The organism is Bradyrhizobium sp. 134, assembly GCF_023074155.1.
Lineage (GTDB): Bacteria > Pseudomonadota > Alphaproteobacteria > Rhizobiales > Xanthobacteraceae > Bradyrhizobium.
The window spans coordinates 1-11,783 of the sequence record NZ_JADPKX010000024.1; the positions used below are offsets into that span (position 1 = coordinate 1).

The following is an 11,783-nucleotide window of genomic DNA, read 5'->3' on the forward strand; positions in this document are numbered from 1 at the left end:
ACGTGTCGGCCCTCGGGCCGGCCTTCGGAACGCTGTCCGACCGCGTCGCGTCGTTGGACACGACGGTCTCCGCGCTCGGGGCCGACCGACTGCGCAGCGAGGTCGTGGCCGCGCTGCACGACGCGCGCGGTGAGATCGACGCAGCGACGCACGGGGTTCGACAGGCAACGGCTCGGCTGACACTTCGCCTCACCGCAGTTCTGAGCCTCGTCGTGCTGGGCGCCACCGGCGCACAGTTTGCCGGCGTCGCCGCGTCTACCTTCTGGGGTCAGGCGGAACGCGCCCGCCTCGCCGCCGAAGTCGAGCGCCTGCGCGTCGCATTGCCGACGCTCCAGGCGCGGGCCGAGGACTGGCAACGCCGCGCAGGCCGCGTGGTGCTGACGAACTGCCAGTCCGATGACAGGCGCACGCGCCTGTGCGTCCGCATCGACCTGAGCGCGCCGCGGTTCGGCCCGCGTGGCGAGTACGCCGTGCTCGACGGCTACTGAGTGCGCAGCGGGCCGTTCGGAATGACGATCGGGTGCATGAGCCTACCGCATGGATGGCACTCGCCGTGACGGACCCGGTCCGGAATCGGAAGGTGGCCTTGCCCTCGCCCGACCCTGCCTCCCGGCAGCTCTTTGCGACGTTTCCGCTGGCCGCTGACCGCTCCAAGATTGCGCTTTCTGAGATCCTCTGTCCGTGGGCTCGAGTTTTTTGAAGGCACCCCCCCCGGTTCGGCCGCCCTTCGCGATCCAAGCCCGCCAAGCGGCATCCACGATGGTGATGCGGTTGGGATCATTGCGCCGGCCGAGAAGGCGGCGCTCCTCGACGTGGAGAAGCCCGGAACGGGCAGCCGTCCGGATCGCGTTGCGTGCCGTCGAGGCCGACACCCCGGCTCGCGCCGCGATGGCCGACACGCACAGTTCACATGCGCCGCGCGCCCGCACCTCGTCGGCGATGATCCGTAACGCGGCGAGTTCGCCAGTCGTGTGCCGGGCCGCGAGCGCCGGGGGCATTGGACCAGAGGCAGCCAAGGTCCGCCGTCGCTCTAGTGACCGAGCGCGATCCGGCGAGCGCTGATGGCGTTTCGGGGGGAAGATGGACGGTCGGCCCGGCGGGGCGTCGCTCCGCGGCCGGGAGCTAGCAGGCCTTCGCGGCGGCACGGGCGCGGCCGGGATGACCGTCCGCCCCTCGATCAGCGCCGACAGCGCCTCGGCCTCGGCCTCACTCACCTGGCCCGCCCCGAAGGCGCGCCACAGCAGCGCCGCCACCTCGGGCAGCGCGCCCCGGGGCGCAACCTCGACGGCGCGCCTAAGTTCTTCAGCGAACATGTCCCAGCCCTTGCGGGCCACGGCACAGCAGCGAGCATCGCCTTAGCGGGCGACACCCTTCCACAGAACGAGCAAGACCGTTGACGGGATTGGCGTCCCGTCTTGACCCCTAAGGGTGCTCGTGAGACTGTCGGGAGGTGTTTGATCCCCCGCCGGTCTCTATGAGATCGGTCCACGGCCTCTCAGGTTGGCGCCTGAGGGGCCGTTGCTTTTTCTACGTTGCCGTCGTGGCGGTTATCTCCTCGAACCGGCACGAGTCCGGCATTCGCCCACCATCCCCGTACCGACACAGGCAGTCAACACGGCTACGGTAAGCCCTCCCTCGACGGGGGTCTCGAAAGGGCGGTCAGATACCCTTTCGAAAGAGTTATGGACACACCCTCTCGTCCGTCTCATTCCGAGTGACCGAGGGGCTGTCATGAGCGAGGTGTCGAAGGGGGTTTCGTCCCGCATCATGACGTATGCGGAGATCGAGGAAGCATTCTCTCTGAAACCGGCTTCAGCTCGGCAGCTCGTGCGCCGACAGGGCTGGCGTAGGCTCCCCGGTAACGACGGTAGGACCCGGATAGAGATCCCTATCGAAGAGTTTGAGCGGGCTCTCAAGAGAGGTGTCGAAACCCCTCTCGATGAAAGCGAAATCGATGCTGAGCCTCCTGTCGAAGGCCCTCTCGAAAGGACCTTCGTTGCCTTCCTAACCGCCCATATCGAACGGCTCGAGCGGGCTCTCACAGAGGCGCAGCAAGCTCTGTCGCAGGCGGTAGCTGACAGGAGCGCCGAGACTGAGAAATCCGATCACTTAGTCGGGGAGGTCGCCGCTCTCGCTCGGCAACTCGCCCAGGTCGTTGAGGAGGCCGGGGGTCGCGAGCGCGAGCTGCAAGCGCGATTAGCATTGGCCGATGCCGCAGCGGCTCAATCACGGGTAGAGTTGAGTGCTTTGGAGAAGAGAGCCGAAGCGGAGACCGCCCAGGCCCGCGCCGAGCTGGAAGCCTGGAAAGCACGCCCATGGTGGCGTCGGCTCGCCGGCTGAACCGCAGTTGTGCACCAGTCCGGATCTGGGAGGCTGTAAGTTCGTAGATCGTCGTGGGTACGGGTGTCCGTCATGAACGAGAGATCGCGTCGCCCACCACAGGAGCCAGGGCGGCCGGGATCCTACTGCAAGCGGCGTGCGGTCTCTGGTACCGGCAGATCGCGGCGGGCGGCCTCGGGGGCTTCCTGGCGGTCCGTGACCCAGATTATCGCAGCGCGCTCGGCCGCGGTCACAACCCGCCCTGGGCCTGCTGCACGGGCTTCCGAGATCAGGGCCTCCAGGGCCGATCTCAGCTCATCTGTGAAGGCGTCGTCGTTCACCCGGTTTGGACCTTTGGTATTTCGTCTACGCCAACTCGGGGTCATCGCAGAGGATGTTCGAAAACGTACGCTAAGCGCCCATACCTATGCAGATTGACAGCGCGGAGACGAACGTTCTCTCTCCGCCTCGTGTCCCGAGATCTCGCCTGCTTGCTTACCAGCATGAGCCGCTGCTGCACGCTAAGTTTTTAGGAAGCCAAGATCATAAATCATCGGTGCTAGCTTCGATGTCAGCGTCTCGTAGGTTGAGTCAAAGACAGCAAATTCGGTTTCGATTTTGTCTTTCTGTTCCTCGCGTCGACCAAGAGCGGATCGGATCTGATACCATCCAACATCGGGGCGATTGAGTTTGAGGCTTTGACGAACGCTATATACATCGGTGATGGAGAAATACGTTTGCCAAAGGATTTTACCTGCTCGTAAGACTGCGGAAGCCTCAACCGAAAACTTCTTTTTATGTAGGTATTGAACCATAAAATCTGATTCAAATCGGTCAGGTGCATTAACTTCAGCCTCGGTGAACGGAATAAAGTGATTGACCAGACTCCATTGGCGACCATTCCACTCCAATCCGTTCGCGCCAGCCGTCAGATTTTGTGTGCTGAACAACATCCAGACTAAGCAGTCCATCTTAAATTCTTCAGTAAGAGGCTCATCAGGCTGTAAGAACTGATCCCGATCATTGAGCCACGACGGCTTAACTAGACGCCGTACCGCAAACACAACTGCCGATTTCCAGAGATTTTCCTTGGTGACGAAAAAACCGCCTGCGCTACAGTACCCTGATGATAGCAAGGCGGTAAGATTTGCGTGTTGAACATCACCACCGGGCGCAATCATTCCGCCGATCGCTCCGTCTGCCCATTTAGTGCCACGCACATCTTTAATACTAGTCGTTGGCACGAGCGCGCCTTTCAAGGGCAGGGCGTCATCCTTATTAGACCTTGCCCGCTTAATCCAATTGCTCAGAAATCGCTCACTTGGTAGATTATAGAATTGCTTTTCGCCAATTGCTTCGCCTTTTTTATTAAGAACCTCCGCAACTATGTTTGTAATTGGTGTCTTCTTTTTTGCGGAATTATCGGTTTCCCAAATAAGGAAGCCAATAGGGAAATTCCCATTTAGACCATCGAATGCTTTGCTAGGCACCAAGAAACCGCCGAGATAAGATGCATTCCAAAACGACCTGAATGGCTCAAAATTTGGAGCATTTACATATTTCAAGGTACTGAACATAGCCAAGGTAGCGTTTGGTATCTCTTTGGCGATCCGCACTAGAAATTGCACGAATAGTTCGCGCGAAGCGTATCCAAAATCACTGATCGTTTTAGCAATCTGCGTCTTTGAAACGCTTTTTTTGCTCTCTGAATTTTTCCCACGAGAACTTGTGATGTTATCTATGTTTGCAGCTTCTGCATATGGCGGATTGATAAGTATCAGGATCTTTCGACCTTCGGCGATTGCCTGCCGCAGAGCGGGCGGCACTTTGTTGGTGAGGCTATAGTCAATTCTGCCATCAGCCGTAATGTCATCATTGAGATAATCATATTGAAACCGAGTGGCGGAAACGCAGGTTCTAGTAGCTTTCATAACATCGACGTCAGCTTGATCTAATGTACTCATAAAAACGTTTCGCGGGTTGGAATGCTTGGTTTCCAAGTTCCCAACGCCGCAGCACATGTCCCAAACTATGTAGTTCTTCTGCCAGTTCTTCCCAAGAACGTCGGCTAACTTATCGTAGGCTTTATCAACCACGTGGAGTGGAGTATAGAAAGCGCCCTTGAAGCTACGCTCGTCTAGCGGGATTAGGGAGTCGCGACGCTCTAATAAGTAATTGCGATACTCCTCATCTGGTGGGCGGTGATAAATTGACCAGAACTGACGGTAACCCTCACGATTACCTAGTTTATAAAGTTTACCGTCGAGGGAAAATACGGGCGCTTCTCCTTGATGGAGAAGTTCGGCCGGCAAGTTTTCATGAGTCGCCTTGGTTCCGTCATGCATGATGTCGGCGAAAAAGAGAAGGGCATATTTATCTACCGGAGCACCGCCGATTTCCCGACCGATCATCTCGACCCATTTATCGAAAACTTGCTTCAAATTATCTGGCGTGATCGAAATGCGGATAATATCGCCCTTTGTCAGAGCGGCTTTTACAGTACTGATGAATTCATCTTCGTGCGTCGCTATCCTGAACGAGACCATCCTTGTTCCAATGAACGCGGATACTTGGTCGAGCGCCTCCTTCGGGAATTTAGTAGCCGACTTGCCCCATTTTATCGTCTTCTTTTTCAAAAATGGAATAACATCAGCGGTCTTCATCAGAGCCGCCTTCTCAGTATCCATTACTGCCAGGAACGGTGGTAACTCGTCCCCTTTATTCAACCCATCCTGCACATAATGCAGAAGCTGGGTGAACATCTTATAACTTGAGTCCTTGCCGTGATGTTTAGCCTCGAACCACATTTCCTTCGTACGAATATCAATTAGCCCTTTGGTATATTTCTTCAAGCCTAACGCCTGAATGTAAACATCTTTGACGTCTTCCTCGCTGCGGACATCTTGTAGTTTTTTGTACAGAGACATTATGTTCCCGCTGGACCATGCCCGATGCACGGTAGACATCGCCGTTCGCATATGCCGTGGCAAGCGCTGTGGCAGCGTCGTGAATATCCTCACCCATGGGGTTCTCGTAGTCGAGGGCGGCGGAGACAACGCCTACTGGACACGCGTCCTCGTCACGTAGAAGGGGACCCAAAACTCAGTTCGAAACCACGAGGCGTAGGCCCTGGCGCGGGAGATACGCGCGCTCAACGTCGGCTTCGTTCGCAGCCAGAAGGCGCGCCAAGTCAGACAAGCTGTATCCAAGCTCGTTGCAGTGATACTTGATGATATCTCTAAGGCGCCAAGGTTCTTCTACCTGTATTTCGTATGGCTCACCCTCGTTGAAAGATTTATTATACTGAACATTCATGTTTTTGTACTGAGAATCAGTAATTAATTTTAGGTCGTAAGTTCTTTTAATCAAGCTTTTTATAGAGACCTTCCAGTACGCTTTCACTCTACCGAGAGCAGTAATCTTAGGAGATATCAAATATGATTTGATATCCGAGGCAGGCATGAGGAAAGCCGCAGCGAAGCGGTGCGCCTCCTCTTCCATCTTCTGATCGTCGTCAGGCACGGTGTGCATAACGATGTGTCCAAGCTCGTGCGCGAGCGAGAAACGGAAGCGGTCCCCGGCAACATCCTTGTTCATGAAGAAGAGCGGTGGCATGCCCTCCGAACGGAAGCTGATGCCGTCCAGAAGCTTGGTGTGGAAGCTCGTCATGATGACGATGCCGCCCGCCTGCTCAATCGTATCAACCACGCAGGCGACCGGCCCACGCGGCAGCATCCAGTACGCGCGCAGCCGCTCGGCGACCTTCTCTGGCGTGAGGCCGCTCTCGTCCAGGTCGATCTGAGGGATCGGCTTGGCGACTTCCAGGTCGTAGGAGCGCAAGAGCCTCGCCACGTGCTGACGCCGGATGTTGATGACCGCACCGATCCGCGCGAGTGGCTTCGCGCCGAGCTTCGTGCGCTTGCGGTAGTGAAAGGCGGGGAACCCGATCGCGCGCTCGCGCTGATGGAAGAAGGCTGTAGGGAAGCGGAGTGCCTTCGCGAGGTTGCCCAGCACCTCGTCGGAGGGTTGGCCGATCAGGCCGTGTTCGAGCTTCGAGATGAGCGCCTGCGTGACAGACGCCTCTCTCGCCAGATCAGCCTGGGTCATCTCGCGCGCCTCACGCGCGAGTCTCAGCATGTCAGCGTTGAAGACCGCGTCGGTCACTTAGCGTCCTCGTCTCGCACGCGCCGCCTCAAAGTCGGTCCGACCAGTGTCAGGGATCCGCTCCGGCGTGATGTCCACCCACGCAGCCTGGGCTTCCGTAGCGGTGACCTGCGCCGTCCAGATCACGTCCTTGCCGATCTGCCTGACAATCATCACCCGCTCGATCGCGGCCCCGGCGGCATCCATTTGGTAGCCCGCATACAGACGCACGGCCGCCTCGGGCAGATCGAGGAGGGGCATCTCGTCGTCATAATCCTGCTGTTGCAGGGTCTGGTAGTTAGCGTGTTGGCCTAACCCGTTCACCTTCTTGACCCGGATCAGCGCCTGATCCCGGTAGTTGAGCAGGTGAAGCCCCCGGCGATCCAGGAAGTTCACCCCAGGCGTGCCGTCGAAGCGGTCCATCAGCGCTCGTTCGGCGTGGTCGTAGATGCAGCACGCGGCAGCGCGATCACTGTGCTGCGCACGAACCGCATCCGAGTACCCGTCACCGTTGTAGGTGGCGACCGCCTCGTACAAGGCGTCGTGGATGCCGAGCAGCAGGGGCTCGATGATCGCCATCTGGCGCGACTGGTCTTCTTCCACGTCCATAAGGCCCTCTCCATCCGGCAGCACGTCGCGCCCTTGGAAGGATATGGCGGAAAATATAACCGTTTCAATAACCGAGCCGCAACTCCTTGTCGGGCCTTACGCTTTGGACTCCTGGGCGTCCCAGACGAGAGCCCTGGAAGCGCTACAATCCGATCTCGACAGCGAGATTGTCGGCGAACAGGGCCCCCTCACGGACGTACCGGCGCAGGGTGCTGAGCGAGGCGTGACGGGTCTGGTGAGCGATCCGGATCTCGCCAACCCCGGCATGGGCGGCCGAGGTCGCGAACCCCGCCCGCATGGAGTGGCCCGCATAGGCCGCCGCGTCGAGCCCGGCGGCGCCAGCGCGGCGCTGGACGATCAGCGCGACGGCGTTGCCGGACAGCCGCCCGCCGAGGCGGCCGTGACGGTCGACGGCGCGGAACGCCGCCCCCTCGGCGATCCCGGTCGCGGCAAGCCACGCCGTGTAGGCGGCGGCCGGACACGTCGCCTGTCCCGTGCGCCCGACCGCGAGCACCGCGCCGCGACCCTCGGCGTCGGTCTTGCTGCGCCGGATCGTGACCCGCAGGCCCTCGGGCAGGACGGCGATGTCGGCCACGTCGAGGGCGGCCAGCTCGGAGCGCCGCAACGCGGCGGCGGTGCCGACCAGGAGCAGGGCGCGGTCGCGCCGGTCGGCGAGGCCGTCGCCGAGCCCGGCGAGCACCTGCTTCAGGCGCGGCACGGTCAGGGCCTCGGCGCGGCGCTGGGCGGAGCCGCGCTCGCGCCGGAGGCCCGCCAGCACGTCGGCCACGGCCGGGTGGCGCACGTCGAGGCCGAGCCCGGCCCGGCGGTGCCGGGCGGCGAGGCTGCTCACCCGCCGGGCGAGGGTCGCGAGCGACAGCCGGTCGGCGCAGTCGGCGAGGTAGAGCCCGACCACGGCCGGGGCGGCGGGCAGCGGTTCGAGGCCGCGGGCGGCGCACCACCCCGCGAATTCCCGCCAGTCGGCCTCGTAGGCGCGGAGCGTGTTAGCGGCGCGCGCCTGCCGAGCGAGTCCGGCGGCGCGGGCGGCGACCGCTTCCAAGTCGAGCGCGGGGCCGATTGCGGTCTCTGCGACAGGGGTAGGAAGGGTGGTCACGGGGAACCCACGTCGTTGGAGGTTTCGGTCGCCAGCAGGTTCTGGATGAGCGTTCGGTGCGTGTGGTTGATTGAGAGGGTCCAGTCGATCTCGCACAGGAGGCGCTCGGCGCAGGTCCGCGCCTTCGTGCCGGGGTCGAGGCCGTGGAGGAGGTGAACTTGCCGTTCGCGCCGCCGCTCAGTCTCGGCGATCTCCCGATCTGCGTCCGCGAGCGCGTCATCGAGGAGCGATGAGGCCGGGACGGGCGCGACGGTCATCCCTGACCCCTCAGGTCCTGGAGCTGGAGTCGGGCCTCAAGGACAAGGCGTAGTTTCGCGTCGGCGAGATCGAGCAGATCCTGGGCGCTCGCCGGGAGGTCGGGGCGTTCCAGGGCCTCCTTCAGCACCCGCTGTTCCTGACGCAGGCCGTCCAGGGTGCGCATGTCCTCCGACATCAGCCGGTCCTGCTCGGCGGTGTCGGCCCCATCCCGGATTAGGGCGAGGAGCCCAGCAGTCCGCGCGGCCGAGCGCATCTCGATCGCGGCGATCTCCCGGCGCACGTCCCGGAGCATCTGCTCCAACAGCGCCACCATGACCGACTCCGTCTTGACCTCCGATAAGCGTCATTATCACAGCCCAGAAGACGCCACCCCGCGGCTGCCCACACCCTAGGCAGCTCCTTCACGAAACTGTGAATTGCCGCCAATTCGGGCTTTGGCGAGCCGCCAAATTCCATTAGGTTACTTTTAAGAATGTATTCACATGTGGCCAGTGAAGTCCATCGACTTCACTGGGGTGGCGAATGCCCCTCCACATGTGACGGGTCTCTCCCGTCTTTATGATGTCGTTCTTGCTCCTTGTAGCAGTATTTCTCAGCTTTTTCAAGATACTGTCTGCCGGTCCGGCCCACTTATCCAATGGTCTCCGCTCTGTACTTTCGGCAAAGAGCGATATTCATAGACGGCCTCGCAACTGGAAATGCCGGGGCCTCACATGTCCAACTCCAATCAGAACGAAGACCGCAAAGATCAGAATGCCTCCGCTGCGCCGGAAGCTTCAAACCCGCTGCGCCCTCATGATTGTCGATATCTCGTACAGGTCAGGAGAGCCGGTCACCTTTCATGGGAGTGCCGCAAGGAGAATGCCCTTCTTCTGAGTACCGCGACGTACGTTGCGGGCGTCCCCGTTCCGGAAGACGTGCGGATCGAACTCTGGGAATGCGAGATCGAGGATTTCGAGATCGATACCTGGGACCGCGTGCGGCTCCTCAAGCGTGACAACAAGGAAATCACGCCCGAGGACGAACGCGCGTTTGAGCGGATCCGGGTGCGCGTTGACCGGTGTCTGACCTGTCGGTGCAAGGTCCCACCGAACGTCGATGACGGGCCGAATTTCGACCGTACCATCGGCGATCTCATCATCGACGCGCGCGCCAAGAAAGACGCGGAGGCCAAGCCCGCTCCCGTCGTTCCTCAGCCGGCTCCGGCTCCGGTGCCGCCGAACCTCACCCCGAAGGCCGAACAGAAGCGCAAGCCCAAGTCCCGCAAGCCGGTTCGGAACGATGGGTGGGGCAGGGACTAGCGCGCCGGCCCGTGGATCGGCCGCTCAGCGGCCGATCCCACGTCCACGATCTCGCCGCATCACGGCGCGGACCCTCAGTAACTCCTGTTCGATACGATGGCGCTCAATCTCCTCTCGACGCAGGTCGCGCTCACGTGCCGAGGCCTGCTCACCATCTCCCAAAGCCAAGCGCCGCTCAGCTTGTTCGTGCCTCAACGCGCGCTGTCGTTCCTGTGCCTTGATGCGCTCATCGGGAGTCAGGCGCTCCCCTTCGCCGCGTGCCAAGCGACCCACCGACACCGCGAGGTTGGTATCCCGCAGCGAGGCCATGGCACCTTCGCTCAAGCTTTGACGCAGGCGGTCGCCGAGTTGCAACCGAAACTGCGCGGCCTTTCGGAGCAGCGTGCGCAGGGTCGCGGTCAGCGTTTGTCGGCGGGCACGCTCAATCCGGAGCGCGTCTACGGCCTCGCCTTGGTCGGTCTGAATGCCAGCGCGGGTTCGGAGGTGGTGTCCCCGCCCGAGCTTCGGCTCCGGCTTCCGATCAAGCACGAAAACCGCTGCGTCGGCTTCGTCCGCCTTCTCCGTGTCACCGCTGGCGCGCGCATCGGCAGCCTCAGCCTTGGCGTCCTCGCATTGTGCCGCGAGCGAGAGGTGGCTGACCCGCGTCGGCGCTCCGGCACGCTCGAGCGCTTCGTTCAGATGCGAAGCCCACGCTTCACGGAGATGCAACAGGGTGTCTCGAGCGTCGAGAGCTTTTTCCTTGCCTTCGAACCCATCGGGACCGACGCGACGAGTCGAGATCAGCACGTGAGCGTGCGGATTGCCGCCGTCCGGATCGTCTTTTCCCGTCCGTCCGTCGTGGTGCGCGATGTCCGCGACAAGACCGAGCGCGACAATCTCCCGCTCGACGAACGCGCGGACCAGCCGGACGCGATCCTCGACGCTCAGCTCGCGCGGCAACGAGAGTACGGCCTCTTTCGCGAGCCTACTGTCGACCCGGCGTTCGCTCGCCTCCACCATCTGCCAGAGCTTCTGGCGATCCGTGCGAGCCCATGCCGGTGCGCTTGGGGGAGCGAGGAGTTCGCGCGACGAGACGCCCTTGCGCCGCCTGTAGTCGAAGACTTGGCCGCGGCGGGCGCAGACCATCCGGGTGCCGGAGCGATAGGCGGCTGCGGCGACGGCCGAACGCCCGCCGGAGCGGCCGATCACCTTCAGCTCGAAGCGGTACAGCGCCATCCCGTCACCGCGCCCTGTGCGCACATACGTGGTCCAGCGGCCCGACGCTGGCTCGGTTTCAGGGTGAGGAACCCTGACGTCCGGCGCCTAAGCGCCGGACTGGGGGGAAGCCGTCCGGCGGGGCGCAGCCCCTGAGGACCGCGGGTGTCGGACGCAGTCCGAGACGTAACCGCGCCCTTCGGGACTCAACCCTAGCTTTGCCCGCCCCTCGAATGCAACTCTCAAAAAGCGAGCTTCGAACATGGACACGACCGAGACCAAGCCGAAGCGCATCAAGCGCACCCCGGAACAGAGGCTGACGGCGCTTGCCGCTGAGACCGCACGTGTGGAGGCAGAAATCCAAGCCAGGGATGAACGGGAGGCGAAGGTCGTCGGCGCTGTTGTGATCCGATGGGCCTACGACAGCCCTGCCAATGCCAAGCAGCTGGTCTCGATCATCGACAACGACGGTCTTCCGGATGTGGACCTCCGAAGGGTCACCGACCTTCTCGGCCGCCTGCACATCTTCTCCATGAGACAGGATCCTGTTCCGCCCACCGAGACGGAGCACTCGTAGGACCCTGCCGACAATGGACGGCGCGAACTCAACCGACCCCGTCATTGAGTTGCTCGACACGCTCAAGGCAGTCCGCCGCGACGTGGACCGACTCGGGCAGGACATGCAGGGGACGCTCAAGGCCGCACAGGCGGCCGAGATGGCGGCTGCAAAACCTCGTACCCTCACCCTCGACGTGTCGGCCCTCGGGCCGGCCTTCGGAACGCTGTCCGACCGCGTCGCGTCGTTGGACACGACGGTCTCCGCGCTCGGGGCCGACCGACTGCGCTGG

12 protein-coding genes are annotated in these 11,783 nt (G+C 61.7%); 5 read left to right on the top strand and 7 right to left on the bottom strand.

Translation table 11 applies throughout. The features are described from left to right. A partial coding sequence (locus IVA75_RS08050; protein WP_247358916.1) for a hypothetical protein occupies positions 1–488 on the top strand: 488 nt, incomplete at its 5' end. A 1,243-nt stretch (positions 489–1,731) separates the two neighbouring features. Beyond that, positions 1,732–2,340: a hypothetical protein gene (locus IVA75_RS08055; protein WP_247299906.1), complete on the top strand. Its 609-nt coding sequence runs from the start codon at positions 1,732–1,734 to the stop codon at positions 2,338–2,340. Positions 2,341–2,840: 500 nt separating this feature from the next. Here IVA75_RS08055 and IVA75_RS08060 read toward each other — a convergent pair whose 3' ends face one another. The 6 genes from IVA75_RS08060 to IVA75_RS08085 all read right to left on the bottom strand — a co-directional run bounded on the left by IVA75_RS08060 (position 2,841) and on the right by IVA75_RS08085 (position 8,753). Next, entirely contained in the window at positions 2,841–5,246 is a 2,406-nt protein-coding gene (locus tag IVA75_RS08060) for a hypothetical protein (protein WP_247299909.1), read from the bottom strand. A gap of 175 nt (positions 5,247–5,421) precedes the next feature. Then, a complete protein-coding gene (locus tag IVA75_RS08065; RefSeq protein ID WP_247299911.1) occupies positions 5,422–6,483 on the bottom strand; it encodes an XRE family transcriptional regulator in 1,062 nt (353 codons plus the stop codon). Continuing rightward, positions 6,484–7,071, bottom strand: coding sequence for a hypothetical protein (locus IVA75_RS08070; protein WP_247299914.1), 588 nt, complete (start codon positions 7,069–7,071; stop codon positions 6,484–6,486). Between the two features lie 142 nt (positions 7,072–7,213). After that, positions 7,214–8,182, bottom strand: coding sequence for a tyrosine-type recombinase/integrase (locus IVA75_RS08075; RefSeq protein ID WP_247330373.1), 969 nt, complete (start codon positions 8,180–8,182; stop codon positions 7,214–7,216). Beyond that, positions 8,179–8,439 (bottom strand): hypothetical protein, encoded by a 261-nt coding sequence (locus tag IVA75_RS08080; protein WP_247299890.1) that lies wholly within the window; start codon positions 8,437–8,439, stop codon positions 8,179–8,181. Before IVA75_RS08080 ends, IVA75_RS08075 begins: the two co-directional genes overlap by 4 nt. Further along, entirely contained in the window at positions 8,436–8,753 is a 318-nt protein-coding gene (locus IVA75_RS08085) for a hypothetical protein (protein WP_247299892.1), read from the bottom strand. The genes IVA75_RS08080 and IVA75_RS08085 overlap by 4 nt, the downstream gene beginning before the upstream one ends. Before the next feature lie 400 nt (positions 8,754–9,153). Here IVA75_RS08085 and IVA75_RS08090 point away from each other — a divergent pair, with 400 nt between their 5' ends. Next, positions 9,154–9,741 (top strand): hypothetical protein, encoded by a 588-nt coding sequence (locus IVA75_RS08090; protein WP_247299893.1) that lies wholly within the window; start codon positions 9,154–9,156, stop codon positions 9,739–9,741. A 24-nt stretch (positions 9,742–9,765) separates the two neighbouring features. Here the strand turns inward: IVA75_RS08090 and mobQ are convergent, their stop codons facing one another. Beyond that, positions 9,766–10,956: a MobQ family relaxase gene (gene mobQ, locus IVA75_RS08095; RefSeq protein WP_247299895.1), complete on the bottom strand. Its 1,191-nt coding sequence runs from the start codon at positions 10,954–10,956 to the stop codon at positions 9,766–9,768. Positions 10,957–11,197: 241 nt separating this feature from the next. Between mobQ and IVA75_RS08100 the strand changes: the two genes are divergently transcribed. After that, complete coding sequence (locus IVA75_RS08100) at positions 11,198–11,512, top strand: hypothetical protein (protein WP_247299899.1); 315 nt, start codon at positions 11,198–11,200, stop codon at positions 11,510–11,512. A 13-nt stretch (positions 11,513–11,525) separates the two neighbouring features. Further along, positions 11,526–11,783: hypothetical protein (locus IVA75_RS08105; protein WP_247358919.1), on the top strand; the 258-nt coding region annotated here is incomplete at its 3' end.